General features: G+C 59.9%; 28 protein-coding genes. 12 read left to right on the forward strand and 16 right to left on the reverse strand.

What is annotated here, in order from left to right:
* Positions 1–26 precede the first annotated feature (26 nt).
* Positions 27–851: a FadR/GntR family transcriptional regulator gene (locus tag AKL25_RS06725; protein ID WP_083444598.1), complete on the forward strand. Its 825-nt coding sequence runs from the start codon at positions 27–29 to the stop codon at positions 849–851.
* Positions 852–916: 65 nt separating this feature from the next.
* Here the strand turns inward: AKL25_RS06725 and AKL25_RS06730 are convergent, their stop codons facing one another.
* The 5 genes from AKL25_RS06730 to AKL25_RS06750 all read right to left on the reverse strand — a co-directional run bounded on the left by AKL25_RS06730 (position 917) and on the right by AKL25_RS06750 (position 5,092).
* Positions 917–1,480 carry a DUF4865 family protein gene (locus AKL25_RS06730; protein WP_050476861.1) on the reverse strand — a complete coding sequence of 188 codons (564 nt, stop codon included), beginning with the start codon at positions 1,478–1,480 and terminating at the stop codon, positions 917–919.
* Positions 1,481–1,634: 154 nt separating this feature from the next.
* Positions 1,635–2,051, reverse strand: coding sequence for a MarR family winged helix-turn-helix transcriptional regulator (locus tag AKL25_RS06735; RefSeq protein WP_050476862.1), 417 nt, complete (start codon positions 2,049–2,051; stop codon positions 1,635–1,637).
* A gap of 207 nt (positions 2,052–2,258) precedes the next feature.
* On the reverse strand, positions 2,259–2,834 hold the full coding sequence (locus AKL25_RS06740) for an elongation factor P (protein WP_050476863.1): 576 nt from the start codon (positions 2,832–2,834) through the stop codon (positions 2,259–2,261).
* A gap of 143 nt (positions 2,835–2,977) precedes the next feature.
* Positions 2,978–4,159, reverse strand: a complete 1,182-nt coding sequence (earP, locus tag AKL25_RS06745; protein WP_050476864.1) for an elongation factor P maturation arginine rhamnosyltransferase EarP — start codon at positions 4,157–4,159, stop codon at positions 2,978–2,980.
* Positions 4,160–4,300: 141 nt separating this feature from the next.
* Entirely contained in the window at positions 4,301–5,092 is a 792-nt protein-coding gene (locus AKL25_RS06750) for an SDR family NAD(P)-dependent oxidoreductase (protein ID WP_050476865.1), read from the reverse strand.
* A 93-nt stretch (positions 5,093–5,185) separates the two neighbouring features.
* Between AKL25_RS06750 and AKL25_RS06755 the strand changes: the two genes are divergently transcribed.
* The 3 genes from AKL25_RS06755 (at position 5,186) to AKL25_RS06765 (ending at position 7,356) form a co-directional block, all read left to right on the forward strand.
* Positions 5,186–6,142: a bifunctional helix-turn-helix transcriptional regulator/GNAT family N-acetyltransferase gene (locus tag AKL25_RS06755; RefSeq protein ID WP_050476985.1), complete on the forward strand. Its 957-nt coding sequence runs from the start codon at positions 5,186–5,188 to the stop codon at positions 6,140–6,142.
* A gap of 117 nt (positions 6,143–6,259) precedes the next feature.
* Positions 6,260–6,736 carry a MarR family winged helix-turn-helix transcriptional regulator gene (locus tag AKL25_RS06760; RefSeq protein ID WP_050476866.1) on the forward strand — a complete coding sequence of 159 codons (477 nt, stop codon included), beginning with the start codon at positions 6,260–6,262 and terminating at the stop codon, positions 6,734–6,736.
* A gap of 194 nt (positions 6,737–6,930) precedes the next feature.
* Positions 6,931–7,356: an organic hydroperoxide resistance protein gene (locus AKL25_RS06765; protein WP_050476867.1), complete on the forward strand. Its 426-nt coding sequence runs from the start codon at positions 6,931–6,933 to the stop codon at positions 7,354–7,356.
* Between the two features lie 102 nt (positions 7,357–7,458).
* Here AKL25_RS06765 and AKL25_RS06770 read toward each other — a convergent pair whose 3' ends face one another.
* The 3 genes from AKL25_RS06770 to AKL25_RS06780 form a co-directional block, all read right to left on the reverse strand.
* A complete protein-coding gene (locus tag AKL25_RS06770; protein WP_050476868.1) occupies positions 7,459–8,322 on the reverse strand; it encodes an intradiol ring-cleavage dioxygenase in 864 nt (287 codons plus the stop codon).
* 40 nt (positions 8,323–8,362) lie between these two features.
* Positions 8,363–9,442, reverse strand: coding sequence for a maleylacetate reductase (locus AKL25_RS06775; RefSeq protein ID WP_050476869.1), 1,080 nt, complete (start codon positions 9,440–9,442; stop codon positions 8,363–8,365).
* A 62-nt stretch (positions 9,443–9,504) separates the two neighbouring features.
* A complete protein-coding gene (locus AKL25_RS06780; RefSeq protein ID WP_050476870.1) occupies positions 9,505–9,819 on the reverse strand; it encodes a Dabb family protein in 315 nt (104 codons plus the stop codon).
* A gap of 145 nt (positions 9,820–9,964) precedes the next feature.
* Here AKL25_RS06780 and AKL25_RS06785 point away from each other — a divergent pair, with 145 nt between their 5' ends.
* Positions 9,965–10,888, forward strand: a complete 924-nt coding sequence (locus AKL25_RS06785) for a LysR family transcriptional regulator (protein WP_050476871.1) — start codon at positions 9,965–9,967, stop codon at positions 10,886–10,888.
* A 94-nt stretch (positions 10,889–10,982) separates the two neighbouring features.
* On the opposite strand, the gene AKL25_RS06790 is transcribed toward AKL25_RS06785, so the two are convergent.
* The 6 genes from AKL25_RS06790 to AKL25_RS06815 are packed head-to-tail and all read right to left on the reverse strand — an operon-like array spanning position 10,983 to position 15,484.
* Positions 10,983–11,507, reverse strand: a complete 525-nt coding sequence (locus tag AKL25_RS06790; RefSeq protein WP_050476872.1) for a DUF2867 domain-containing protein — start codon at positions 11,505–11,507, stop codon at positions 10,983–10,985.
* 7 nt (positions 11,508–11,514) lie between these two features.
* A complete protein-coding gene (cydX, locus tag AKL25_RS24805; protein ID WP_050476873.1) occupies positions 11,515–11,742 on the reverse strand; it encodes a cytochrome bd-I oxidase subunit CydX in 228 nt (75 codons plus the stop codon).
* Between the two features lie 35 nt (positions 11,743–11,777).
* A complete protein-coding gene (cydB, locus tag AKL25_RS06800; RefSeq protein WP_050476874.1) occupies positions 11,778–12,920 on the reverse strand; it encodes a cytochrome d ubiquinol oxidase subunit II in 1,143 nt (380 codons plus the stop codon).
* A gap of 28 nt (positions 12,921–12,948) precedes the next feature.
* Positions 12,949–14,565 (reverse strand): cytochrome ubiquinol oxidase subunit I, encoded by a 1,617-nt coding sequence (locus tag AKL25_RS06805; RefSeq protein WP_050476875.1) that lies wholly within the window; start codon positions 14,563–14,565, stop codon positions 12,949–12,951.
* Complete coding sequence (gene cydP / locus AKL25_RS06810; RefSeq protein ID WP_050476876.1) at positions 14,552–14,851, reverse strand: cytochrome oxidase putative small subunit CydP; 300 nt, start codon at positions 14,849–14,851, stop codon at positions 14,552–14,554. The genes AKL25_RS06805 and cydP overlap by 14 nt, the downstream gene beginning before the upstream one ends.
* Before the next feature lie 3 nt (positions 14,852–14,854).
* Positions 14,855–15,484: a GbsR/MarR family transcriptional regulator gene (locus tag AKL25_RS06815; protein ID WP_050476877.1), complete on the reverse strand. Its 630-nt coding sequence runs from the start codon at positions 15,482–15,484 to the stop codon at positions 14,855–14,857.
* 265 nt (positions 15,485–15,749) lie between these two features.
* Between AKL25_RS06815 and AKL25_RS06820 the strand changes: the two genes are divergently transcribed.
* Complete coding sequence (locus AKL25_RS06820; RefSeq protein ID WP_050476878.1) at positions 15,750–16,703, forward strand: YihY/virulence factor BrkB family protein; 954 nt, start codon at positions 15,750–15,752, stop codon at positions 16,701–16,703.
* Positions 16,704–16,736: 33 nt separating this feature from the next.
* On the forward strand, positions 16,737–18,425 hold the full coding sequence (locus tag AKL25_RS06825; RefSeq protein ID WP_240475665.1) for a tetratricopeptide repeat protein: 1,689 nt from the start codon (positions 16,737–16,739) through the stop codon (positions 18,423–18,425).
* Here the strand turns inward: AKL25_RS06825 and AKL25_RS06830 are convergent, their stop codons facing one another.
* Both AKL25_RS06830 and AKL25_RS06835 read right to left on the reverse strand, forming a co-directional pair.
* Positions 18,426–19,838 carry a heavy metal sensor histidine kinase gene (locus tag AKL25_RS06830; RefSeq protein ID WP_050476880.1) on the reverse strand — a complete coding sequence of 471 codons (1,413 nt, stop codon included), beginning with the start codon at positions 19,836–19,838 and terminating at the stop codon, positions 18,426–18,428.
* 10 nt (positions 19,839–19,848) lie between these two features.
* Positions 19,849–20,520, reverse strand: coding sequence for a heavy metal response regulator transcription factor (locus AKL25_RS06835; RefSeq protein ID WP_007878153.1), 672 nt, complete (start codon positions 20,518–20,520; stop codon positions 19,849–19,851).
* Between the two features lie 291 nt (positions 20,521–20,811).
* Between AKL25_RS06835 and msrP the strand changes: the two genes are divergently transcribed.
* The 5 genes from msrP to AKL25_RS06860 all read left to right on the forward strand — a co-directional run bounded on the left by msrP (position 20,812) and on the right by AKL25_RS06860 (position 25,344).
* Positions 20,812–21,792, forward strand: a complete 981-nt coding sequence (msrP, locus tag AKL25_RS06840; RefSeq protein ID WP_050476881.1) for a protein-methionine-sulfoxide reductase catalytic subunit MsrP — start codon at positions 20,812–20,814, stop codon at positions 21,790–21,792.
* 13 nt (positions 21,793–21,805) lie between these two features.
* The gene (locus AKL25_RS06845; protein WP_050476882.1) at positions 21,806–22,489 is read left to right on the forward strand and encodes a protein-methionine-sulfoxide reductase heme-binding subunit MsrQ; all 684 of its coding nucleotides are present in this window, start codon (positions 21,806–21,808) and stop codon (positions 22,487–22,489) included.
* Positions 22,486–23,196 carry a peptide-methionine (S)-S-oxide reductase MsrA gene (gene msrA, locus AKL25_RS06850; protein WP_050476883.1) on the forward strand — a complete coding sequence of 237 codons (711 nt, stop codon included), beginning with the start codon at positions 22,486–22,488 and terminating at the stop codon, positions 23,194–23,196. Before AKL25_RS06845 ends, msrA begins: the two co-directional genes overlap by 4 nt.
* 264 nt (positions 23,197–23,460) lie before the next feature.
* Positions 23,461–23,880 (forward strand): DUF305 domain-containing protein, encoded by a 420-nt coding sequence (locus tag AKL25_RS06855; protein ID WP_083444605.1) that lies wholly within the window; start codon positions 23,461–23,463, stop codon positions 23,878–23,880.
* Between the two features lie 60 nt (positions 23,881–23,940).
* On the forward strand, positions 23,941–25,344 hold the full coding sequence (locus AKL25_RS06860) for a YncE family protein (RefSeq protein ID WP_050476884.1): 1,404 nt from the start codon (positions 23,941–23,943) through the stop codon (positions 25,342–25,344).
* Positions 25,345–25,357 lie beyond the last annotated feature (13 nt).

Here is a 25,357-nt window from a genome sequence, read left to right on the forward strand (position 1 = left end):
TGCCAGTGTAAAAAGAAAGCGGTATCATGTCAATCAACATGAAAAATACTCAGCTTTCCAAAAACACTTCCCGGGCGTCGCAGGCAGCGGGCGCCGATTCGGCCAAAGGAACCCTGGCCGATCGCGTCACATCGACCTTATACGAGCAGATTCGGCAGGGCGACTTTGCTCCCGGCGCGCGCATGCCGTCGGAGAACGAGCTGACCGAACGTTTTCAGGTCAGCCGCACCGTGATTCGCGAAGCGATCTCACGGCTTAAATCGGAAGGCCTGGTCGGTTCGCGCAGAGGCAGCGGCACCGTCGTCCTGGCGCCGAACAACGCTACGCCGTTCCGGCTCGACATCGATGTGCAGGATTCGATCCAGGCGGTGCTGCGCGTGATTGAGTTGCGGCGCGGCGTGGAAGGCGAGATGGCGGCGCTGGCGGCGCAGCGGCGCACCAAAGCGCAGAATCAAAGCATCCGGCAAGCGTTGAAGAGCATCGACAAGGCGGTGAGCGAGGGGCGGGACGGCGTGGAGGAAGACTTCGCCTTTCATGCCGCCATCTCCGCAGCGGCGCATAACCCGCTATACACGTCCTTGCTGGAATTCCTGAGCCAGTTCCTGCAGGCGGCGATTCGGGTGGCGCGCATCAACGAAGCGCGGCGCGAAGATTTCGGGCAGCAGGTTCGCAACGAGCACGCCGTGATTGCGCAAGCCATTGCCGATGGCGATGCCGACGCCGCGCGCGCAGCAGCGTTACGTCACATGGAGAATTCTGCGGTGCGCATTCAGGCTGCCGATACAGAGTTCTGGGCCAGCGAGGGCGGCAAGGCGGCGCGGCGTCTGGCGCAGACCAAGGGGCTGGAATAATGCGCAGACCGGCGCAAAAGAATATTGCCGCCTGGCCGGTCCGGTTGCGATCGGTGTGCTGCCGATCAGGCTGCGAGTTCCTTCTTCAGGGCCGGTGCGGAAAGGTGAGCCACTTCAAAGATTTTGCTGCCCTGCGATAACGCGGGGCGTGTTTGCCACAGCGATATTTTCATCAGCTTCCACGCATTGGTGTCCAGCCCGAGAAAGACAGAATGCAGGCCGTGTTCGTTGACCATCGCTTCTGCATCGACAGCATGCAGCGCGCATAACTCGGCCAGATCGACGTCGGCCGGGATGTCGATGAATTGCTGGGTTGCGAAGACCGGCGTTTGCGCGATGGCCGGTCCTTTGAAGAACGCGACTTTATTCCAGCGTTGCACAACCGGGCGACCGTACTTGGCGACGACCGCGCGAAACGCATCCGACAGCAGGAAATCGCTCATGCCGTCGAGTTCGTCCCAGAGATAGAAGGGCGTATAGCGCGCCGGATTTCCATCGATTGCATCGGCGACGAGGAAGGCCTTTGTATAGAGTCCCGGCAATTGATCGAAGCGGCTGCCGATTTCCCTTACGCGCGCTCTGACAGGTTCTGCGTCGGCGACGTCAAATCCGTATTGCATTGCGAACATGGTGTTCTCCTTGAGTTAAAAATGGAGTGTCGATGAATCAGGCTTGCGCTTGTCGGGTGGTGGCTGCCGGCAAAAAGCGAAAAGCAGGCCTCTTTATATAATTAGCAATACAACTATCTGGCATAAAAATAAGCGCAACAATGCGCATGAAACATCACTCAAGGGCTGAGCGTACATCTCTGATTTTCAGTACGGCATCGGCAAATTCTTCCTTGCCCAGAATCTTGCGAATCTTCTCCGCCGCACCGCCTGCCGACGCATTCAACGGTACTTTGATTTCAACGGCGGCGGCCGTCGGATAAACCGAGATTTCCCGGCCGTCGCCTTCCGTCCTGCGCCGCTCCAGCAAACCTTTTTGCTCCAGCGTGTCCAGCGCGCGCGTGGTGGTGGAACGCGCAATGGCAAGCTCTGTCGCCAGTTCGCTTTGCAGCATGCCGGGCCTGTCGATGATGGCTCTGAGCATGAAGCCCTGCGGCGCCGTCAGGCCGAAGGGGGCGAATGCTTCCGCCCACTCGCGCTCGAGCCGGCGGGATAATGCTGCGGTATTGAAATAGAGGCAGTGATCAAACATGGATCTACGATACTGCAATTTAGTTCGCAATGCAACTATATGTGAAAAATGATGAGCTCAATGGCATGCGCCGGCTATGGTGAGCTTGGGATTGATGTGCAGCAGACGCCTGGCGTTGTGCGGGAGCAGGGCGTAACAGAGACGGAGGAGGATGAAAAAAAGCCGCAAGATCGCGGCTTTTTTGCTTGCACGTCTGAATCACTGAAATCAGTTACGAACGACTTTCTTGTATTCGTTGGTGCGTGTGTCGATTTCGATCTGGTCGTCCTGGCTGACGAACAGCGGGACCATCACGACGATCTGATTCGCTTCAATTGCATTTTCGATCTTGGCTTCTTTCAGGACGTTGCCCGAAGTGTTGCCCTTGACTGCAGGTTCCGAGTACACGACCTGACGCACGATGGTGGTCGGCAGTTCGACGGAGATTGCCTTGCCGTCGTAGAAGACTGCTTCGCATTCCATGCCGTCTTTCAGGTAACCCAGGGCGTCGCCCAGGTTTTCGCCTTCGATTTCGAACTGGTTGTATTCGGAATCCATGAACACGTACAGCGGATCGGCGAAGTAGGAGTAAGTCACTTCCTTCTTGTCCAGCACGACCACGTCGAACTTGTCGTCGCCGCGGAACACGTTTTCTTGCGGGCTGTTGGTCAGCAGGTTCTTCATCTTCCACTTGTAAGTGAAGCCGGTGCGGCTCGAACCGTTGACGTCGGAGCGCAGGACGATCATTGGCTTGCTGTCAACCATAATGATGTTGCCGACGCGAATTTCTTTTGCAAATTTCATAGCGAATATACGTAAAAAGTAGGTTGCGTAAAAATCTTCTGTAGCCTACTGGCAAAAAACACCGCAAGCCCACGTACGATTAAATTGTTGATGCATTGATGCGTAAAAATTAGCCCTATATTTTAACCTAATTTTTTACCGCTTCAGACTCTCGGCGGAACAGTTTCTGCAAACTTCAGCAAATTCGTCGCCAAATCGCCGTTTGCCAGCAACACTCGCTCCCAATCCATGGACAGCCTGGCAATGTTTGGCAGGTCGGCCTGCATGTTGCGCCATAGCGCCGCGATGTCGATGCCGTCGCCGGTCGCGCCGTTCCAGGCCAAGGCCAGCGCCGTCAGACTCGGCGTTGCCGCCGGCGAGGTGCTAAGGAAAGCCTTCAGCTTGACGTGGTGCAAGTTCTCGTCTTGCGGATAGATATGCCAGATGAAGGGTTTGGCAGCCCATTGCGCGCGCACGAAAGAATCTTCGCCGCGCACGAAATTGACGTCGCAGGCCCACAGTAATTTGTCGTAGTCGGGCTGCGGCACGAAGGGAAGGACGCGCACGGTCAGGGCGCCACGCGTAGCATGCGCCCCCGCGGTCGACGGCTGGCCGAGAAAGTCCGTCACGGCATCGCCGCCGACGCCTTCCGGCACCAGGCAGAGGACGGCTTGCCCGCTTGCTTGCCACGCCGCGAACAAGGCCGCGATCGGCGCCTGCGGGTAGCAGAACAGCGATACCTTGAGCGCGCGCATCTCTGTCTCGGTCACGCCGAACTGCGCCAGGAAATCGCTGGCGGCGCGCGGATCGGCAAGGAAGGCCTCGCGTTGCGCAATCAGGCCGGACTCGAGTTGCAGGCCGCCGGTGCGCCGGTTGAATCCGGGAAAGAAAAAATACTTCGTCAACGGCAGTTGCGGATGCGGCGAGGGCAGCGTGTGGCAGCCTTCCACCCAGGTTTCTGCCGTCAGGCCTTCCAGATTCAGCCACACCGGACGCGGCGCGCATTCCGACATTGCCTTGATATAGCCGGGCGGGATGTCGCAGGCGAAGAACTCGACAACGATGTCGGCCACATCGCCGGCGGCAAACACGCCGTTCTGATCGCGCCAGTGTTGCACGGCGATGCCTTGGACATCCTGTACATCGGCGCTGCTGTCGACCTCCGGGCAGATGCTCCTGAAGCTCGCCAGATCGTCCACCCATAAGGTCACGGCGACGCCATGCTCATGCGCCAGTTGCCGCGCCAGTCGCCAGCAGATGCCGATATCGCCGTAGTTGTCGACGACCTTGCAGAACAGGGTGAGCGAGATGGCGTGAGAGGTCTGCGAGGATGTTGTCGAATGCATTTCCGGCGTGTTCGGGAGGTTGGATGGCAAGCAATAAGTATCATCAATAAGCGGCATTTTTGCAGCCGCAATCATGCTGGTCCGCATGATACAGGGGATTCGCGGCGGCGCAGAATGCCGTTGCACGCAGGGCCGTTGAACTCACGATGCGAGGAAGCCGCCATCTGCCGCCAGCACGTGGCCGACAACATAAGACGCTGCGCCGGATAGCAGCCATAGCACGGCTTCGGCGACTTCTTCCGGTTGCCCCATGCGTTTGAGCGGCAGGCCGGCGGCCACTGCGGACATGTCGGCGATGCCCGATGAGAGCATCATGTCGGTGACGACCCTGCCCGGGGCAATGGCGTTGATGCGAATGCCGTGGGGCGCGTATTCCATGGCAGCCGAGCGCATCAGTGAAATGGCGGCGGCCTTGGAGGCGGAGTAGAGCGCAAGCCCGGGATTGGGATTGCGCACGCCGCTGACGGACGTATTGATGACGATGCTGCCATGGCCGCGCGCCAGCATGGGCGGCAATTGGTATTTCATGCACAGAAACACGGCGCGGACATTGGCATCGAAGATGGCGTCGTAAACTTCGGGGTCCTGCGCGTGCAGGGATGCCCGCCGTTCCTGGCGACCGGCGTTGTTGAAGGCGGCATCCAGGCGTCCGAATTGCGCCAGTACGGTGTCGATCAAGCGCCGGACGTCGCTTTCCTGCATGACGTCGGTTTGTACATAAAGGCTATGTGCGCCGGCGGCGCGGCATTCGGCGACGACGGCTTCTCCCTCCGATCGACGCCGGCCGGCAATCACTACGGCGCTGGCGCCTGCGTGCGCCATGCGGATCGCCGCGGCGCGACCGATGCCGCTGCCGCCCCCGGTCACCAATGCGACTTGTCCGGCCAGGTTGTTCGGGCTGGTACGCCACTCATTTTTCGCCATCGTTTCCATGGTATTTCTCCTGAGGAAAGCATGTTGATCGTAATGATTATTTTGCGATTTATAGTTGTATAATACAACTATGTGAAAAGAGGGATGGAAAATATGCAAAAAGCAGGCTCTTCACCGGATTTTTCTTTTGTCGACGGCATCCGTACCGCTTCGCGTCGGATGGTGCGCGAGCTGGGTTTCATGCAATCCACGCTGGCGGCGACCGACTATCCGCCGTCCGCAGTACACGCCATTATCGAGATCGGTGCGCGCAAATCGATGAGCGCCGCCCAGCTTGCCGAATTCCTCGGTCTTGAAAAATCCAGCGTCAGCCGTATGGTGCGCAAGCTGATTGAGGCAGGGGAATTGCAGGAGCAGGCCAGCGACCTCGACGGCCGTGTCAAATGGCTGGCATTGACGCCGCAAGGCCGGCGCACGCTGACTGCCGTGCAGGCGTTCGGCCGCAAGCAGGTTGTCGGTGCGCTCGAACAATTGAGCGCAGATCAGCAGGACACCGTGGCGCAAGGACTGAGCGTCTATGCGCAGGCGCTGGAAGCGCGCCGATCGGGCGCGGGCGTCGTGCAGGCCGACGAGATTCGCATCGTCGCCGGCTATCAGGCCGGCGCGATCGGCCGCATGGTTCAGATGCATGCAATGTTTTATGCGCGCAGCGTCGGTTTCGGCAGCTTCTTCGAGAGCAAGGTGGCGGCTGGCATGGCGGAATTCGTGCCGCGCCTTGAGCATACTCGCAATGGTTTGTGGCTGGCGATGCAAGGTCAGCGCATCGTCGGATCGGTGGCCATCGACGGCCAGGATCTGGGCGACAACAAGGCGCACCTGCGCTGGTTCATTGTCGATGATGGCCTGCGGGGCGCGGGCGTGGGGCGACGCCTGATGGATGCAGCGATGGCGTTCTGCGATGCGCAGGGATTTACCTCGGTGCAGTTGTGGACTTTTCAGGGACTCGATGCGGCGCGTCGTCTGTATGAGAGCTACGGCTTTCAGCTCAAGGAAGAGTGGCCGGGCGTGCAGTGGGGCAAGGAGATGGTGGAACAGCGTTTCGAGCGGTGAAGTGGATCGGATGGGCGATCAACTTGCCCATCCGCAAGTTTGTTGTATTTTTAAATTCATGCAGATTTTTATTTAAATTGCTTGCAATTTAATTTTTGGCTATGTATTATTCACTCCATGGCAAACGCAAACACATCGACGACACCGGCAGCAGCGATTGATCAGGCTCTCATGCTTGAAAATCAATTGTGCTTCGCCATGTACTCGGCGTCGCTGGCGATGACCAAGGTGTACAAGAAGATACTGAAAGACATCGACCTGACGTATCCGCAATATCTCGTGATGCTGGTCTTGTGGGAAAAGGACGAAGTCACGGTTTCCGATCTGGGCGGCAAGCTGTTCCTCGATTCGGGCACCCTGACGCCTTTGCTCAAGCGCATGGAAACGATGGGTTTGCTGCATCGTGCCCGTGACGTGGAAGACGAGCGCCGCGTGGTGGTGCGCCTGAGCCAGGAAGGCCGCGCTCTGCGCAAGCGAGCGATAGCGGTTCCGGAGCGTCTGATGTGCTCCTTGCCGCCGCTGGAACAAGTTGCTAATCTGCGTGAACAGCTGAAAGTGCTGCGCAAGGGTTTGCTGGATGACGCAGACGATTAAGCCGTACGGGTTTGCCGTTTTCACGATTGCTGTCGTTGCATGAATGACAGTAATCGGTAGGTAGCAGAAGTGAGTTTTATCGCATATTATTTATATTGTTAGCAATTTTATTGTTTGAAATTTGTTTGTAATTCATTGTTAATTTAATCGATGCTCCCCGGCATCATTCTTCATACCACTCGAAAGGAATCAAAATGAAAATCGAAAAAGCACTCTACCAAGCGACTGCAACAGCAACCGGCGGCCGTGAAGGCTCTGCCAAGTCGTCCGACGGCATCCTGGACGTCAAGCTGACCACACCGAAAGAACTGGGCGGCGCTGGCGGTGCAGGCACCAATCCTGAACAACTGTTTGCAGCCGGTTATTCGGCTTGCTTCCTGGGCGCACTGAAGTTCGTCGGCGGCCAGGAAAAGGTTGCGATTCCAGCGGATGCCAGCATCACCGGCACAGTCGGCATCGGCACCATCCCAGGCGGTTTCGGCATCGAAGCGGCACTGAACATCTCCCTGCCAGGTCTGGACCGCGCCGTTGCGCAATCGCTGATCGAAAAGGCGCATCAGGTTTGCCCATACTCGAACGCGACACGCGGCAACATCAACGTCACACTGACATTGGTATAAGCCGGCTGCCAGCTGACTGTATCGCTGGATGTAAAAACGCCCTTCCTGGAAGGGCGTTTTTCATTGTTGCGATTTACGATAGCGGGGCGCCTCAGGCGCCGCTCACGCCGGCGCCAGCCTGAAGTCGTAACGCAAGGCTGCCGTCGCCGCCGCAATCGTATTGCCGCGTGCAGTCACGCCTGCGGCTTGCGTTTCAAGCTTGCAGATCAAGGCGTCTTTCACGCCGAACACCACGTCTGAATCAAGGTAAGGGTCCTCGGCCAGGAACAGGTGCGTCACCAGTGTGTCGCAACCCGGTGCGCTGATCATGAAATGCACGTGCGCCGGACGATAAGGATGGCGGCCTTGCGCATCCAGCATCTTGCCGACCGGGCCATCGTTCGGGATGGGATAAAACGCCGGCACGATGGAGCGAAACCAGAAATTGCCGTCGCGGTCGGTGACGAAGCGCGCACGGTCGCTCAGATGCTGCAGGCCATCCTGGCGCTGCACATCGTAGTAGCCGTCGCTGTCCGAATGCCAGACATCGACCACGGCGCCGGCGATGGGTGTGCCGTCGAGCGCGGCAACGCTGCCTTCGACCAGCAACGGCGCGCCGTCGGCATCGTGCGAGATCATGTCGCCCAGCGCATGTTGCCGTGCATTCTCAACATAGAACGGACCCAGCACCGTGGTTTGCGTGGCGTCTCCGGGATGGCGGTGGTTGATGGCGTCGACCAGCATCGACGCGCCCAGCGTATCGGACAACAGAATGAATTCCTGGCGCGTGTCGCTGCACATCTGTCCGGTCGCGGTGAGAAATTCGATGGCCGCCAGCCACTCTTGCTGACTGGGTTCGACTTCCTGGATCAGCGCGTGCAGATGGCGGACCACGGCTTCGCTGATCTGGCGCGTGCGCGGCGAGGCGGTGTTTTGCAGGCGCTCCAGCACGGCGCGGGTGATATTGTTTTCGTCAAAATTTCGCATGGTCTCTTCCTGCTCTTCCTGTTTTTCCTGTTAATGCAACTCAGCTGGCCGGCGCCTCGCCGGCCCAGGCGCGCGCCAGCATGGCGGCGATGGCTTGCTGTTCCAGCGGGCGCGGGTTCCAGTAGGCGTCTTGCATGACCAGTTCAGCCGCGCGCGCAACGCCGCTTTCCGGCATGCCGATATCGCGCAAGGCTAGCGGCGTATCCAATTGCTGCGCCAGCGCATGCATGCCGCGTACGGCATCGTCGGTACCGAGCGCATCGGCGATCACGCGCATGGCTTGCGGCGCCGCCGGCGCGTTGTAGGCGAGCGCATGCGGCAGCATGACGGTATGCGTGGGCGCATGCGGCAAATCGAAGGTGCCGCCGAGCACGTGACAAATCTTGTGATGCAAGGCCATGCCGACTGCACCCAGGCAAGTGCCGCACAGCCAGGCGCCGTATTGCGCGTCGCTGCGGGCGGCCAGGTCATCCGGCTGCGCGACCACGCGCGGCAAGCTGCGCGCCAACGCGCGTATGCCTTCGGCCGCCATCAGCGAAACGATGGGGTTGGCGTCCTTGGCGTACAGCGCCTCGACGGCATGCGCCAGCGCGTTCATGCCGCTCGTGGCGGACAAGGCGGGCGGCAGCGTCAAGGTCAGGTTGACGTCGTAGATCACGACCTCCGGCAAGATGCGCGGCGAGCGTTGCGTGGTCTTGAGGCCGTTTTCGGTCTGGCCGAGGATGGCGGTGACTTCCGAGCCTGCGTAAGTGGTCGGCAGCACCACCTGCGGCAGGTCGGTGCGCAAGGCCAGCGCTTTGCCGAGGCCGATGGTGGAGCCGCCGCCCAGGGCCACGATGCTGTCGCATTGCTGCGCCTGCAGATAGGCCAGGGCTTTTTCAGTGACGGCGACCGGCGTATGCATGACTGCTTCGGTGAAGCTGCCGCCGTAGAGTTCGCCCAGTTGCTGCGCGATTTGTTCCGCCAGCTGCTGCTGTGCCGGCGTCGATAAAATCAGTGCGCGCCGGCATCCGAGACGGCGCAGCTCGTCGGCGATTTCCGCCGCGCGGCCGGCGCCGAACAGGATGCGCGCCGGCGCTGCATTATAGGTAAAGCTCTGGGAGGCAAAGCTGAAGGTCATGATGCTGTCCGTTCAAGGAATGTGCCGATACCGCGCTACTCTACACGGGCGCGGCAACAAGACTAGTTGAAGTGGTAATCGACCTGGTGCCGCGCGATGCGGATGTCGCCTATCTGCTGCTTGGCGGCGGCGTGGGCTGGATGTTGCTGATAGACGGCCAGCGCTTCGGGACTGTCGAATTCGCTGAACAAGACGACGTCGCAGGCATAGTCTGCCGCGCTGTAGTCGATGCCGATTTCAAGCTTGAGCAAACCGGGAATCGCACCGCTTGCGGCGAGCGCCTCAAAGGCTTGTTTCAGGATCGCAAGGTTGGCTGCGTGCCCGGGGCTGCCGCGTGTACCGGCCACGTCCCACATCACGATGTGTCTCACTTTCATTATTACCTCATGGTTTTTGGGTAATATAGTTGATCAAATAATGAAAAAGAATGCCTTGTTTGAAATTCTTATTTTCATTTTATGAAAAACTGAGTGTGAAATCCTGAAACCCTGACTCCCCGACCCCGAGCGCAAAGACCCCATCATGGATCGCTGGACCGAATACGAATTGTTCGTCAACACCGCCGAACTCGGCAGTCTCTCCAAAGCTGCCGAGCAGATGGACATCTCCAACGCCACGGCCAGCCGCTACCTCGCTTCGCTGGAGCAGCGCCTGGGGGCGCGACTGATCGAGCGCAATACGCGTCGCCTCATGCTGACCGAAGCCGGCGAACATTTTTGCCGCAGCTGCAAGGCCGTGCTGGCCGAGATCAGCGACGCCGAAGCCGCCGTCAACGCGACCACGGTCGCCGCCAGCGGCACCTTGCGCATCACCGCCTCGCTCTCGTTCTGCCTGAAGCACATCACGCCCTTGCTGCCGGAATTCACGCAGCGCTATCCTGACATCGAAGTCCAGATCGTCGCCGCCAATCGTTATTTCGACCTGATTGAAAGCGGTATCGACATCGCCATCCGCACGCGCGAATTTGAGCCCGACTCCGCCATCACGGTGCGCAAACTGGCCAGCACGCCGCGCGTGTTGGCGGCCTCGCCGGCTTACCTGCGACAACACGGCACTCCCGCCGCGCCGGACCAACTGGCGAGTCATAAGCTGCTGCTCTATACCTATGCCAACAACATGAACGAGCTGCGCTTCACGCGCAAGGGCAAAAGCGCCAATGTGCGCGTGCGCCAACTGCTGGAAGCCAATGACGGGCAGATCCTGCGCGCCGCTGCGCTCGACGGTCTGGGCATTCTGGTGCAGCCGAGCTACATCGTGCATGAGGACCTGGAAGCAGGGCGATTGATCAAGATCATGCCGGACTGGGAGTTGCCGGTATTGGCGATCAACATCGCCTATCAAAACCGGCGGCACCTGCCGGGCAAGGTGCGTGTTTTCATCGATTTCCTGGTCGAGCATTTCAGGCGCGTCGACTATGAAAAACGCTGGAAGGGTGCGGAGCGATAAGCATGCCGACGGCGCGCTGCCTGCCGCCGGCATGCATGGTTAAGGTAGAAGCGGCAAGCTTGCGGATTTGTTATTGCAGCAGGTAATGCCCGCTTCAGCTGCGCAAGCGATTGAGCATCGCCGGCACGATGCGGCGGTGAAACGGTTTGATCACCTCAAGATAGACACGGCCGAGCAACTGATTGGTGCGTACAACAGTCGTCACCGTCAGCTGCGCCGACAGCTCCGCGGTGCCGGGCTCGCGCCGCACCCAGATCCGGAAATCCAGGTGTTTGTCGTCAAAGCCCAGTTGCACCTGTTCTTCGCTTTGCGCCACTATCGGAAAGCCCGCTACCGACGATGATGCCGAGGATGCATCGCCATCGATATGCAAGCCGGCCTGCTTCAGGCCAAACAGGGCAACCACACGATTGCGGGTCGCCAGCAGCAGCGATACCCATTCGGGCGTGCGGCTGAACATTTGCCGGGTCAGCTCGCCGGCCGACAAGCGACTTTGTTCATCGGTTAGCGCGATACGGAAAGTGTCCGCAAAGCCGGCGCCGGGCAGCGCTTGCAACAGCGCCGGATCGGTGGCGGCAAGGCGCGCTGAATGAGATGAGCATGCAGAGGTTGCGCTCATGATGGCCTCACTTTGTACCGGGACCAGGACGAGGGCCAGGAGCAGAACCAGAAATGGCGCCGGGGGTGGGGCGTTTTTTGGCGAGCTCAGCTTTGGCGTTGGCCGAAGCAAAGCGCTCATTGGTTTCATCCTCCTTGCGGCGGCCGAAGGCGTAGTTGGCTTCGAGCCACATGACGTTGATGATGCCGAAGGCCAGCGCCAGGCCGACGCCGAGTATCCAGGCGAAATACCACATGATGTTCTCCTTCTCTGAATCAGTTATTCAGTCAATTAGTAAGCGGTGTGTTCGTTATCGGCGATGTGCTTGAGCGTCACCTTGCCGCGCATCACGCGATATACCCAGGCCGTGTACAGCATGATCAGCGGCAGGAAGAACAACACCAGCCAGAACATGATGCCCAGCGTTTTCTGGCTCGATACGGCGTCCCAGACGGTCAGGCTGCTGCGTGGATCCAGCGACGACGGCAGGATGAACGGGAACATCGCCGTCGCTGCCGTCAGGATGATGCCGGCCACGGCGATGCCGCTGCAAATGAAGGCCAGGCGCGCCTTGCGCCAGGCGCCGAACGCAGCGACCAACAGCAATGCAACGATCGCGACGACAGGAATTGCTTTGGTTTCAGGCCAGCGCACATAGTTGTCCATCCAGGCGCCCGAAGTGATTTCCACCGTTTTCGCCAGTGGCATGAAGGCTGAGTTCGCGCTCGGCATGGAGGTGATGCTGTAGCCGTCGATGCCGCGTGCCACCCAATAACCGCCGATCACGAACAGCGCGAGCGTCGCCAGCGAGGCGTAGATGGCGATCTTGCGAACACGTGCGGCGATTTCCGCTTCGGTCTTCACCATGGCGAAGGTCGCGCCATGTGTCAGCAGCATCGCTACGCTCATCAGACCGGCCAGCAGGCCGAAGGGATTGAGCAGCTGGAAGAAGTTGCCGGTGTATTCCACGCGCATGGTGTCGTCGTAGTGGAAGGGCACGCCCAGCAGCAGATTGCCGAACGCCACGCCGCAGATCAGCGGCGGTACGATGCCGCCGGCGAACAGGCCCCAGTCCCAGGCATTGCGCCAGCGTGGATCGGCCACCTTGCTGCGGTAGTCGAAGCCGACTGGGCGGAAGAACAGCGAAAACAGCAGCACCATCAGCGCAATGTAAAAGCCCGAGAACGCCGTCGCATACACCAGCGGCCAGGCCGCGAAGGTGGCGCCGCCCGCGGTGATGAACCAGGTCTGGTTGCCTTCCCAGGTCGGGCCGATGGAATTGATCAGCACGCGGCGCTCGGCGTCGGTCTTGCCGACGAAGGGCAACATCATGCCGACGCCGAAGTCGAAGCCGTCGGTCAGGGCGAAGCCGATGATCAGCACGCCGACGAATGCCCACCAGATGATTTTTAAAGTTTCGTAATCGAAGATCATGATTGTTTCCTTGGATATTCTTCTGCAATCAACGGCTTGGTTTCGGCAGCGGCGGGCGCGGAGGCGTCCTTGTCGGGGCGGCCGGTTTCTTGTCCAGCAGCTCCCAGTGGTACTTGCCGGTGTGCAGGCTGCTTGGGCCGCGCTTGGCGTACTTCACCATCAGCACCATCTCGACCACCAGCAGGAAGGTGTAGAACAGGATGAAGCCGGCCAGGCTGAAGTACAGGCTCGACGGTTGCAGGGTCGACGCCGACAGGTGCGTGGGCAGGATGCCGGCGATGGTCCACGGCTGACGGCCGTATTCGGCAACGATCCAGCCCAGTTCGGCGGCGATCCATGGCAGCGGGATGCTGAACACCGCCAGGCGCAGCAGCCAGCGTTGCGGCGCAAGCTGCTTGCGGATCAGGAAGTAGAACGAGGTTGCGAAGATGAACAGGAACAAGATGCCCAGCGCCACCATGCCGCGGAACGACCAGAACAGCGGCGCCACATTCGGGATGGTGTCGTCGACCGCCTTGGCGATCTGTTCCGGCGTGGCATCGATTACGTTCGGCGTGTATTTCTTGAGCAGCAGACCGTAGCCGAGGTCATGCTTGAGCTTGTCGAACTCGGCGCGCGCCGCCGGCGATTTGTCGCCCGACTTCAGCCGCGTCAGCGCTGCGTAGGCCAGCATGCCGTTGCGGATGCGGACTTCGTGTTCCTTCTTCAGGTCCTTGATGCCGACCACCTGCGTATCGACCGAGCGTGTTGCGATCAGCCCCAGCACATACGGCACCTTGAATGCGTAGTCGGTGCGTTCGTTCTTGCTGTCCGGCATGCCGAACACGGTGATGCCGGCAGGGGCGGGGTGGGTTTCCCACTCGGCTTCGATGGCGGCCAGCTTGACCTTGTTGACCTCGCCTGCGGTGTAACCGGATTCGTCGCCGAGCACGATCACCGACAGCGTCGACGCCAGGCCGAACCCGGCAGCAACGGCAAACGAGCGCAAGGCGAATTGGGTGTCGCGCGCCTTGAGCAGGTAGTAGGCCGACACGCCCAACACGAACATCGACGCCGTCACATAACCCGCGGCCACGGTGTGCACGAACTTTACCTGCGCCACCGGATTGAAGATCACGTCGGTCATGCTGACCAGTTCCATGCGCATGGTTTCGAAATTGAATTCGGCGCCGACCGGATTGTTCATCCAGCCGTTGGCGATCAGGATCCACAGCGCCGACAGGCTGGAGCCAAGCGCCACCAGGAAGGTCACCATCAAATGCTGCACGCGGGTGAGGCGGTCCCAGCCGAAGAAGAACAGGCCGACGAAGGTCGATTCGAGGAAGAACGCCGCCATGCCCTCGATCGCCAGCGGTGTGCCGAAGATGTCGCCGACGTAGTGCGAGTAATACGACCAGTTGGTGCCGAACTGGAACTCCAGCGTGATGCCGGTAGCCACGCCCATGGCGAAGTTGATGCCGAACAGCTTGCCCCAGAAACGGGTCATGTCCTTATAGATCGGACTGCCGGTCATGACATACACGGCCTCCATGATGACCAGGATCCAGGACAAGCCCAGGGTAAGCGGAACAAACAGGAAGTGATACAACGCCGTCACGGCAAACTGCAGCCGCGACAGACTGACGACCTCGTCAATGGGAAGCATGGGTGACCTCGGAAGTGGATGTAAATGTGGAGACGGCGCTTGTCGTTATTGTTGGTGCAGTGACTGCGGTGGCAGGCGCCGGCGCCAGCAGATGCTGCTCCACCTGTTCGGTGGGCATGCGCATCTTTTTGGCTTGTGGTTCAGAGAAAAAAGTTTTTGCCAGCACGGTCAGGATCGCAATCTTGACCAGCAGGATCAGCGCGATTTCAGCGCCGAGCGGCAATTGCGTGAGACGAGGCAGGCGGGACAGACGATGAATACGGAGCAACCATGTGGGCCTGGGCATGCTTCACTCCTTATCCGGAGAGTCGGAAAACGCTTGTTCAGAGGCATCCTTGCCGGCCTTGCTGCCGGTTTTATCGCTACTGCCACTAAAGCGGAATTTATCTTTGACGTCCAGCAATTTCTTGATCTTTGAACCCATCTTCATCAGCGATGACAGCGTCTCCGGCGACAGCCGCTGCACGTCGTCGAACCAGGAGCTGGAGAGCTCGATCAGGTCGTACATTTCGCGCATGCGTTTTTGCGCGTGCTTGTCGTCCGGATTGGCCGGGGTTTCCAGCAGCGCATCGCGCAGCATGGACAGCGTCGGCTCGATTTCGCGGCGGCGACGTTCTTCCAGCAAGGCCTTGAAAATGTCCCAGATATCCTTGGGCGGCTCGAAATACTCGCGGCGATCGCCGGGCTGATGCAGCAGCTTCACCAGCCGCCAGGATTGCAGTTCTTTCAGTCCCATGCTGACATTCGAGCGGGAAAAGCTCAGATATTCGGCGATTTCGTCGGCATTGAGCGGTCTTGCCTGCACATACAGCAAGGCGTAAATCTGCCCGACGGTGCGGTTGATGCCCCAGCGGCTGCCCATTTCGCCGAAGTGAAGGATGAAGCGCTGCATCAGCGGGCTGAGTGTATTAGGTTCCATGACTTATTGAATTTTCAGTAATTACTGAAATATACGATAATTCGAAAATTTAGACAATCGGAGTATTGCGCAAAGGTTCACGCAAAGCTTTGCGCCAGATCATGGGAACGCGGTTTAACGCCAATCAGTGAAGAAGCCGAACGGAAGAGCGTTTTGTCGTGGCGAACCGGCGACAAATCGCGATAAATCGGGTTTCCTGAATTTTTGGGCGGATAAAAAGACGAAAAATGTACTCCGACTCTGATCAGGATCAGGAGAACGCACCATGGATCAGAGTCTGCATCAGCCGAGAAAACCTCATTTCATCCGCAAGCTGCCCAACGAGAGCCGCCTGCAGCAAGCCTGGCAATTGAGCAAAGGCGCGGTAAGCGCCTGGCTCGACGACTTTGCGCCCAGCATGGGCGCGGCGATCGCGTATTACACGATTTTTTCGCTGGCGCCGATGCTGGTGATCGCGATTGCGGTGGCCGGCATGATTTTCGGCCACGACGCCGCGCAGGGCGAAATCGTCGGCCAGATCGAGGGCATCGTCGGCGTCGAAGGCGCGATGGCGGTACAGGGTTTGCTGAAATCGGTCAGCGAGCCGCGCGACGGCGTCATTGCCGCCGGCCTCGGCATCGTGACGTTGACGATCGGCGCCACTGCCGTGTTCGCCGAGTTGCAAAGTGCGCTTGACCGCATCTGGCGTGTGCCTGCAGTGCCGCGCGAGAGCGGCATCCTGCCCCTGATCCGCAAGCGCTTGCTGTCGTTCGGATTGATTCTCGGGCTGGGATTCATGCTGACGATCTCGCTGGTCGCCAGCGCCGGCCTGGCCGCCTTGGGGAAATGGTGGGGCAGTTGGTTCACCGGCTGGGAGATCCTGCTGCAAGTCCTCAATTTCCTGATCTCATTCGCGGTCTTTACGGGGCTATTTTCGATGATCTACAAATACATGCCGCGCGTAAGCCTGTCCTGGCACGACGTGCGCACCGGCGCCATCGCGACCACGCTGCTGTTCATCATCGGCAAATACCTGATCGGCCTCTATCTCGGCCGCACCGGCATGAGCTCCGGTTTCGGCGCAGCAGGTTCGTTTGCGCTGTTGCTGGCCTGGATCTATTACTCGGCGCAGATTTTTCTGCTGGGGGCGGAGTTCACCTGGGTGTATGCCAACCGATACGGATCGCGCTCGACATCGGCAGCGGCTTCGGCCGAACATTTGGCTGCACCGCAAAGTTAGCATCGGCGCCGGCGCCGATGCACCGGAACACGCTTGCGTGTTAACATCCGGCGCATGAATAACGACGCCATCGCCCAGGCCTATCTGTATTTCCAGCACGGCCAGCTGGAAGCCGCGCACGCCATCTTGCAACCGCTTACGCTGGGCGCCGCCGATTTCAACCTGCTGCATTTGTCCGGCGCGGTGGCCGCCGGCCTCGGGCTGCACGACCAGGCGATCGACTGGTATGTCCGCGCACTGGCGCTCAAGCCCGGCGATCTCGCCGTCAGCTACAAGCTCGGACGTGTATTTTATGAAGCCGGACGGCGTACGGAAGCGCTGAGCCTGTATCTGCAACTGATCGCCTCCGGCGTGCAGCATGCCGACATCTATGTTGCCGCAGCGCTGTTGCTGCAAGATGCGCAACGCAACGACGAAGCGCTGCAGACGCTGGAACACGCCCTGCGCCTGGCGCCGCAAAACGTGGAGATCTGGTATCGTCATGCGGTAGCGCTGGGGCGGCTGCAACGCCATGCCGACGCTTTGCAAAGCATCCAGCAGGCAATTTCACTGGCGCCCAATAATCTGCAATATCGCCTCGATCTGGCATTGACGCAATACCGACTGCATCGCAACGAGGATGCATTGCTGTGTATCGATCAACTGCTGTCGGCGGCGCCAGATTCAGCCGATGCATGGGCATGCCGGGCGGCCGTGTTGAGCCGTCTGTGCCGTTATGAAGAGTCCATCGCCTGCAGCGAAAAGGCGCTCGCGCTGCAACCCGGCGACGCCGACTCCAGCGTCAACCTGGCGCTGACCAGCCTGACGCTGGGCATGCTCGGCAAGGCATGGCCGCTGTACGAATCACGTTGGCAGGGTGAGTCGGCCGATCCGGCGCGGCATCAGGACATCCCCCGCTGGAACGGCTCGCACGAGGTCGGCGGCAAGACGATTTTGCTGTGGGCCGAGCAGGGCCTGGGCGACACCATCCACTTTTGCCGTTACGCACAGCAAGTCGCAGAACTCGGTGCGCAGGTCGTTCTGGAAGTCCCGGCGACCCTGGAAAAACTGATTGAAACGCTTGCCTCCAACGGCCGCATTCAGGTCATCGCCGCCGGCGACGCCATTCCGCGAGTCGATCTGCAATTGCCGCTGATGAGCTTGCCCGGCGTGTTCAACACCACGTTGGAAACGATTCCGTCCCGATCTTCTTATCTGCATGCCGATACCTCGAAGCAGGCGCAATGGCAGGTTTCGCTGACGCCGAAAAAACATCTTCGCGTCGGCATCGTCTGCTCCGGCAATGCCGGCAACCACAACGACCGGCGCCGCTCGATCCCGCTGGAGGCTTTCGGACCGCTGCTTGTTGCGGGCGACGACATCGATTTCATCCTGCTGCAACCGGAAATCCGCCAGCGCGACGAAGCTTTTCTGCAAGCCCATCCCGCCATTCTCTGGCCTGCGCCGCAACTGCGGGCCTTCGACGACACCGCTGCGTTGATCGCCAATCTGGATTGCGTGATCGGCGTGGATACCGCCGCCATCCATCTGGCCGGGGCGCTCGGCGTGCCGGTGTGGGTGCTGCTCTCGAAGGCAGCGGACTGGCGCTGGTTTCTGGCGCGTGATGACAGTCCGTGGTATCCGTCGGCGCGCTTGTTCAGGCAAGACGCCGCCGATGATTGGAACGACGTTATCAGTCGCGTGCGTCAGGCTTTGACGACAACGTTCGCGCAGGCAAAATGATCAGTGCTGGCGGTCCGGGAAAAACAGGCTGAAACTGATCCAGCCGTCGCCGGTACATGCCACCGCCGCCGTCCCGCCATGCAGCGTCATGATGGCTTTGACGATGGCCAGGCCGAGGCCGTTGGATTCGGTGTATTCGCTGCGTGATTTGTCGCCGCGGTAGAAGCGGTCGAACATGCGTTCCATCTGTTGCTGCGTCATGGCGGCGCCGCGATTTTCGACGGCGATGGTGACGCCGTCGGCGCTGGTTTGCACTCTGATGCGGATCGCGGTTCCTGCTTCGCCGTAGCGCACGGCGTTGACCACCAGATTGCTGACCGCGCGCCGCCACATGATCAGGTTGGCGCGGCAGGCGATACCTTGGTCGGCGGTCACTTCAAACTGCATGTCGCGTTCCGCGGCAACGCCTTCGAAGTAATCGGCGATCTTGTGTAACTCGTCGGCCAGCGCGATCGGGGTGCTGTCCACCGAAAGATCGGCATGGTCGGCCTGCGCCAGGAACAGGATGTTTTCAATGATGCGCGACAGCCGCGTCAGCTCTTCCAGATTCGATTCCAGCAGCTGTTCATATTCTTCCACGTTGCGGCGCTTGCCCAGGGTCACCTGCGTCTGTCCCATCAGGATATTGACCGGCGTGCGGATCTCGTGCGCCAGATCGGCGGAAAATTGCGACAGATGTTCGTAGCCGTTTTCCAGGCGATCGAGCATGGCGTTGAGGGCGCTGGCGAGCTGGCGCAACTCGGCCGGCGCGTCTTCTTCGCGCAGGCGGGTGCTCAGGTTGGTCGGCGTGATTTCGGCAGCGCGCCGGCTCATGCGCGTGAGCGGCATCAGGTCGCGGCGCAGTACGGCGAAGCCCAGCACGGCGGTCAGCAGCACCGTCAGCGCGACCGCCGCGACCACGCGCCACAGGTACACCGTCATCATGCGCGACTCTTGCGTCATGACGTAGGCGGCGACGATTTCCACCGTGTCGTTGTGATTGCCGACATCGGCCAGCGCGGCCACCCAGCGCACGCGCACGCCGTCGGCGCGCATGCCGTCGTGCAGCGAGGTGATCGCCAGCGGCATGCCGATGGCGACCGGCGTCATCGGCGGCGGGGTCAGGTTGTCGGGATTGATGTTGATGAAGGGCGCATCGCCCTGGCGGCGGAAGATGCGCACGTCCTGTTCGTTGCCCAGCATGCTTTCAAATAGCGCCGGACGCTGTTCCATCTGCTCGACGTTGTAGAGATCGTGCAGCAGGTTGCGGAAATGTTCGACGCGGCCGATCAGCGTGTAGTCGGCGCGAATCTCCAGCGACTGCCGCGCCGAGTTGTAGAGGTACATGCCCAGGCCGGTGACGACCAGGCAGGCAATCAGCGCGAACAGGGCGCTGACGCGGAAGGCCAGCGTCCAGGAACGCCAGGGTTTCATGCCGATGCTTTCATGGCGTTTCCGAGAACATGTAGCCGATGCTGCGCACTGTGTGGATCAGTTTCTTTTCGAAAGGGGCGTCGATCTTGGCGCGCAGCCGCTTCACGGCGACGTCGACGACATTGGTGTCGCTGTCGAAATTCATGTCCCACACCTGCGAAGCGATCACCGAGCGCGACAGCGCTTCGCCGCGGCGCTTGATCAGCAGGTGCAGCAGCAGGAATTCCTTGTTGGTCAGCACGATGTTGACGCCTTGCCGGGTCACCTTGTGGCGCACGTGGTCCAGTTGCAGGTCGGCGACCTGGTACACCTCGGCGTCGCGCGTGACGCCGCGGCGCAACAGGGTGCGGATGCGCAGCACCAGTTCGGTGAAAGAGAAGGGCTTGACGAGGTAGTCGTCGGCGCCCAGTTCCAGCCCGCGGATGCGATCGTCGACCTGGTCACGCGCCGTGAGGAAGATCACCGGCAGGTCGCGCTTGGCGCGCAGCGCGCTCATGACTTGCCAGCCGTCGGTGCCGGGCAGCATGACGTCCAGCACGACCAGGTCGTATTCCTGCTCCATCGCCATGTGCAGGCCGTCGGTGCCGTTGCGCGCCAGATCGACCGTATAGCCGGACTCGCGCAGACCTTTTTTGAGGTAGTCGCCGGTTTTGGGGTCGTCTTCAATGACAAGGATGGCCATGCTGGGTTCCAGGTGAGCGTTGCTGCGATGTTGCTGAATAGTTGCCAGTTGCAGGATGCACGTTACATGGGGGCATTCTAACAACTCGCCATGGCCTGATCGATGACAAATTTGTCATCAAAATGCCATCTTGATGACACTGCCGATGCTCTAGGATGATCGTGCGAGAAAAGTCTTTCGCCTTCCGGGATATGATTTACCTGCGATCCACAAATTGTTTGTTGCGCTGTGTGTCGTCTCAGGTGCCCCCGGGCAACAGACCGAACCCATTCATTATTTCAGGAAAACGCCATGCTGATCAAAATCCGCCCCGACCAGATCGATATTCCTCTTGCTTCGGAAATCACGCCGCAGGAAGTCTTTGCCTCGCGCCGGGCCTTCATCGCCAAAATGGCGGCAGGAGCCATCGCCGGCAGCGGTCTGGGCCTGATCGGATCGGGCAGCGCGTATGCCCAGTCGGCCACGGCCCGCAAGCTGGCCGCCAAGCTCAACAGTTCGTATGCGGTGATGGACAAGCCGACCGCCTATCAGGACGCGACCACCTACAACAACTACTACGAATTCGGCACCGACAAGTCGGATCCGGCCAAGACGGCAGGCACGCTCAAGACCAATCCCTGGACCGTCAGCATCGAAGGCGAAGTGAAGAAACCTTTCACGCTGGACCTGGATGCACTGACCAAACTGGCGCCGCTGGAAGAGCGCATCTATCGTTTGCGCTGTGTGGAAGGCTGGTCGATGGTGATCCCCTGGATCGGTTATTCGCTGTCGGCCTTGATCAAGAAGGCCGATCCGACCGGCAACGCCAAGTATATCGAGTTCGTCACGCTGGCCGACAAGAAGCAGATGCCGGGCTTGTCCGATCCTATTCTGCAATGGCCGTACACCGAAGGCTTGCGCATGGACGAAGCCAATCATCCGCTGACCTTGCTGACGCTGGGCATGTACGGCGAAGTGCTGCCGAACCAGAACGGCGCGCCGGTGCGCGTGGTGGTGCCATGGAAGTACGGTTTCAAATCGGCCAAGTCCATCGTCAAGATCCGCTTCCTCAAGGAACAGCCGAAGACCGCCTGGAACATGTATGCCGCGCAGGAATACGGCTTCTATTCCAACGTCAATCCCAACGTCGACCATCCGCGCTGGTCGCAGGCCACCGAGCGCCGCATCGGCGAAGACGGCTTCTTCGCGCGCAAGCGCAAGACGCTGATGTTCAACGGCTATAACGACGTTGCAGGTCTGTACACCGGCATGGATCTCAAGAAATACTTTTAAGCAGGGCAGGAAGATGAACGCATTGAACACATTGAAAACCCTCTCGACGCGGCAGGTTCTGTACCTGCGCAACGTCTTGTTCGTGCTGGCCTTGCTGCCGCTGGCGCGGCTGGTGCTGTTCGTGTTTCTGGACAAGCTCGGCGCCAATCCTATCGAGTTCATCACGCGCAACACCGGCGACTGGGCGCTGTATTTTCTGACGATCACGCTGGCGGTCACGCCGCTGCGCCGCCTCACGGGATGGAACTGGCTGGTGCGCCTGCGCCGCATGCTGGGCTTGTACGCGTTCTTCTATGTGTTCCTGCATTTCACGATCTTCTTCTGGCTCGATCATTTCTTCGACTTTCAGGAAATGTGGAGGGACATCGTCAAGCGGCCTTTCATCACCGTCGGCGTGCTGGCGTTCGCGTTGCTGATTCCGCTGGCGGTCACCAGCACCAATGCGATGGTGCGCCGGCTCGGCGGTAAGCGCTGGCAGTGGTTGCATCGGCTGACCTATGTGATCGTGCCGCTGGGCGTGCTGCATTTCTGGTGGGTCAAGGCAGGCAAGAATTTGCTGGCGCAGCCGATTCTGTTTACGGCCATCGTGGCGGCCTTGCTGCTGATGCGCATCCTGTCGCAAAAGAATCGCCAGCAACTGGCGCAATTGTTTTCCCGGCGTGATGCCGGTGTGGGTTTCGTGAAAGAGAGTAAATGATGAAAGACCATTTTAAGAAATTCGGTTTGCCCGCGTTGCTGGCGGCAGTCGCACTGACGATGCAGATTTCGCCGTCGCAAGCGGCGGAATCGGCCTTCAAGATCCCAGCGCCGAAAAGCGCGCCGGCGGCTGCTACGGCAACAAGCGAAACCGTGGTCCTGGCGGGCGGTTGCTTCTGGGGCGTGCAGGCGGTGTTCCAGCACACGCTCGGCGTGACCAGCGCAGTGTCGGGCTATGCCGGCGGCAGCAAGGAGAATGCGCACTACGACATGGTCGGTTCCGGCTCCACCGGACATGCCGAGTCGGTCAAGGTGACCTTCGATCCGCGCAAGATCTCGTACGGCAAGATCCTGCAAATCTACTTCTCCGTCGTGCATGATCCGACGCAACTGAATCGCCAGGGGCCGGATACGGGAACGCAATATCGTTCCGCGATCTTCTATCAGAGCGACGACCAGAAGCGCATTGCCGCCGACTATATCGCCCAGCTCGATGCGGCCAAGGTCTATCCGGCGCGCATCGTCACGCAGCTGACGCCCTTGCAGCCGGCGGCCTTTTATCCGGCTGAAGATTATCACCAGGATTTCGCCACGCTGCATCCGCAGCAAGGCTATATCGCGCGTTACGATTTGCCCAAGATCGAGAATTTCAAACAGATGTATCCCTCCGACTATCGCGCCGCGCCGGTCACCGTCTTCCGCAATTGATTTGTCCTGATTGCTTCCGCTCCTCCGGGCGGAAGCATGACAAATTTGTCACCGCTTTGTCATCCGTTTAACCCGGCCCGGCCCCCAAACTGTTGGTATGTGCTGCTTTCAGGCGAGTTCGCCTGCAGGGCTGCATTGATGCGATCAACAGAACAAGAGGAGGTTTGAATGCAAACAACATTGACGACGGTGAACCGTCTGGGGCGTTTGATGCAGCCGCACCGTCATGTGGCCGTCGCAGCCGTGGTCGCCAGTTCGGTGGTGATGGCGGCGGTGTTCTTATGCACCAGCAGCAATGCCATCGCCCAGGATATGCAGGGCATGCAGGGGATGCACCATCAGCATGGCGCAGAGCAGGCGACTGCTTCCAAAGAGGCGCCACCGGTATTCATCGCCAGCACCGCGAAACCGTTTGCCGGTTTGATGGACGACGCCATGGCCGTCATGGACCACGGCATGACGCATGCGCCGATGAACGGCAATGCCGAGCACGATTTCATCACCATGATGATGCCGCATCACCAGGGCGCGGTGGACATGGCCAAGGCGGTGCTGCTGTATTCCGACGATCCCGAGATCCGCAATCTTGCGCTCGGCATCATCACCGAACAGCAGAACGAAATCCGCGTGATGCAGGCATGGCTGCAGCGTCATGGAGACAAGATCGGCAAGACAGGCAAATAGATTTTCACGCAGTCGTTTTTTGCATTCTTCTTTTACACCAACACCAGGGACAACATCGACATGAAAAAAATTTCTCTCATCGCCAGCGCGGTGTCAGTATTGTTTGCTCAGGCGGCGTGGGCGCTGCCGTCGGCGCAAGACCGGGTCTATACCGCCGACCAGAACAGCAACACCGTGACCGTCATCAATCCGGCCACCAACACGCTGGTCGGCCAGATCCGCCTGGGCAATCCGCGCCCCGACGTGTTGTCGCCGCTGTACAAGGGACAGATCAACGTGCATGGCATGGGTTTTTCGCCGGACCACAAGACCTTGCTGGTCGTGTCCAACGGTTCCAACTCGGTGACCTTCATCGACACGGCCACCAATCAGGTCAAGGGCGTTACCTATGTCGGCCGCTCGCCGCATGAAGGTTTCTTCAGCGCCGACGGCAAGGAAGTATGGGTGGTGGTGCGCGGCGAGGATTACATCTCGGTGATCGATCCGGTCAGTTTCAAGGAAACGCACCGCATCCAGACCGGCGTCGGTCCGGGCATGGTGCAGTTCATGCCGGACGGCAAACTGGCGTTCGCGGTATCGAGCTTCACGCCGCAGGTCGATGTCATCGACGTCAAGTCGCATCAGGTGATCAAGAAGATCGACGTGGTCAGTCCGTTTTCGCCTTTCCTGCAATTCACGCCGGATTACAAGGAAATGTGGATGACGCACAAGGATGTCGGCAAGGTTACCCGCATCGATACCAAGACGATGGAAGTGACCGGCGTCATCGATACCGGCTTCATCACCAACCATCTGGCGTTTGCCAAGGTCGACGGCAAGGTGCTGGCGTATGTCACGATCGGCGGCGAGAACGTGGTCAAGGTATTCACCACCGACAAGGCGGCAAAGCTGGTGGCGACCATTCCAACCGGCGCGTTGCCGCACGGGATCTGGACCTCCGACGACAGCAGCCGCATCTATGTGGGACTGGAAAATGGCGACGGCGTCGAAGTCATCGACCCGGCCAGCAACAAGGTGATCGCGCATGTCGGCGGCGGCCAGGCGCCGCAGGCGCTGGTGTATCTGTCGCATGTGGCGGGCGCCGACGGCGGTACGGCCAACCTGGTGCCGCGCGTGAACAGCGATCCGCTGAACATCCGCCTGCAACCGGTGGTGCAGTCTGCCGAACCGGCGCGCGGATTTGTCGTGTCGCGCAATCTGGGCGTGATCGATGCACTGGAAGTGTCGCTGTTCAAGCTCAAACCGCAGACCACTTACAGCGTCTATCTGGATGGCCAGCCGGCGCCGGTGGCGCGTTTCCTCACGGATGCCAAAGGCGTCGCCAACGGCACCGCCATCGGTCCCTTGCGCGAGCCGGCAGCGCCAGGCGCATCAGCCCCCGCCGGCGCAAGCCGCATCATCGTGATGGAAGGCAATCAGCCGGCCGACGCCGCCAAGGCGGTGCTGGTCGAGATGAAGCAGTAACTGATCGTAAAAA

Source organism: Herbaspirillum rhizosphaerae, assembly GCF_001189965.1.
GTDB classification, from domain to species: domain Bacteria; phylum Pseudomonadota; class Gammaproteobacteria; order Burkholderiales; family Burkholderiaceae_D; genus Herbaspirillum; species Herbaspirillum rhizosphaerae.

Bases quoted from the DNA above. Each gene is read 5' to 3' on its own strand.
- AKL25_RS06725 (WP_083444598.1), top strand. From the start codon at position 27: ATGTCAATCAACATGAAAAATACTCAGCTTTCCAAAAACACTTCCCGG.
- AKL25_RS06730 (WP_050476861.1), bottom strand. From the start codon at position 1,480: ATGTTCGCAATGCAATACGGATTTGACGTCGCCGACGCAGAACCTGTC.
- AKL25_RS06735 (WP_050476862.1), bottom strand. From the start codon at position 2,051: ATGTTTGATCACTGCCTCTATTTCAATACCGCAGCATTATCCCGCCGG.
- AKL25_RS06740 (WP_050476863.1), bottom strand. From the start codon at position 2,834: ATGAAATTTGCAAAAGAAATTCGCGTCGGCAACATCATTATGGTTGAC.
- earP (WP_050476864.1), bottom strand. From the start codon at position 4,159: ATGCATTCGACAACATCCTCGCAGACCTCTCACGCCATCTCGCTCACC.
- AKL25_RS06750 (WP_050476865.1), bottom strand. From the start codon at position 5,092: ATGGAAACGATGGCGAAAAATGAGTGGCGTACCAGCCCGAACAACCTG.
- AKL25_RS06755 (WP_050476985.1), top strand. From the start codon at position 5,186: ATGCAAAAAGCAGGCTCTTCACCGGATTTTTCTTTTGTCGACGGCATC.
- AKL25_RS06760 (WP_050476866.1), top strand. From the start codon at position 6,260: ATGGCAAACGCAAACACATCGACGACACCGGCAGCAGCGATTGATCAG.
- AKL25_RS06765 (WP_050476867.1), top strand. From the start codon at position 6,931: ATGAAAATCGAAAAAGCACTCTACCAAGCGACTGCAACAGCAACCGGC.
- AKL25_RS06770 (WP_050476868.1), bottom strand. From the start codon at position 8,322: ATGCGAAATTTTGACGAAAACAATATCACCCGCGCCGTGCTGGAGCGC.
- AKL25_RS06775 (WP_050476869.1), bottom strand. From the start codon at position 9,442: ATGACCTTCAGCTTTGCCTCCCAGAGCTTTACCTATAATGCAGCGCCG.
- AKL25_RS06780 (WP_050476870.1), bottom strand. From the start codon at position 9,819: ATGAAAGTGAGACACATCGTGATGTGGGACGTGGCCGGTACACGCGGC.
- AKL25_RS06785 (WP_050476871.1), top strand. From the start codon at position 9,965: ATGGATCGCTGGACCGAATACGAATTGTTCGTCAACACCGCCGAACTC.
- AKL25_RS06790 (WP_050476872.1), bottom strand. From the start codon at position 11,507: ATGAGCGCAACCTCTGCATGCTCATCTCATTCAGCGCGCCTTGCCGCC.
- cydX (WP_050476873.1), bottom strand. From the start codon at position 11,742: ATGTGGTATTTCGCCTGGATACTCGGCGTCGGCCTGGCGCTGGCCTTC.
- cydB (WP_050476874.1), bottom strand. From the start codon at position 12,920: ATGATCTTCGATTACGAAACTTTAAAAATCATCTGGTGGGCATTCGTC.
- AKL25_RS06805 (WP_050476875.1), bottom strand. From the start codon at position 14,565: ATGCTTCCCATTGACGAGGTCGTCAGTCTGTCGCGGCTGCAGTTTGCC.
- cydP (WP_050476876.1), bottom strand. From the start codon at position 14,851: ATGCCCAGGCCCACATGGTTGCTCCGTATTCATCGTCTGTCCCGCCTG.
- AKL25_RS06815 (WP_050476877.1), bottom strand. From the start codon at position 15,484: ATGGAACCTAATACACTCAGCCCGCTGATGCAGCGCTTCATCCTTCAC.
- AKL25_RS06820 (WP_050476878.1), top strand. From the start codon at position 15,750: ATGGATCAGAGTCTGCATCAGCCGAGAAAACCTCATTTCATCCGCAAG.
- AKL25_RS06830 (WP_050476880.1), bottom strand. From the start codon at position 19,838: ATGAAACCCTGGCGTTCCTGGACGCTGGCCTTCCGCGTCAGCGCCCTG.
- AKL25_RS06835 (WP_007878153.1), bottom strand. From the start codon at position 20,520: ATGGCCATCCTTGTCATTGAAGACGACCCCAAAACCGGCGACTACCTC.
- msrP (WP_050476881.1), top strand. From the start codon at position 20,812: ATGCTGATCAAAATCCGCCCCGACCAGATCGATATTCCTCTTGCTTCG.
- AKL25_RS06845 (WP_050476882.1), top strand. From the start codon at position 21,806: ATGAACGCATTGAACACATTGAAAACCCTCTCGACGCGGCAGGTTCTG.
- msrA (WP_050476883.1), top strand. From the start codon at position 22,486: ATGATGAAAGACCATTTTAAGAAATTCGGTTTGCCCGCGTTGCTGGCG.
- AKL25_RS06855 (WP_083444605.1), top strand. From the start codon at position 23,461: ATGGCGGCGGTGTTCTTATGCACCAGCAGCAATGCCATCGCCCAGGAT.
- AKL25_RS06860 (WP_050476884.1), top strand. From the start codon at position 23,941: ATGAAAAAAATTTCTCTCATCGCCAGCGCGGTGTCAGTATTGTTTGCT.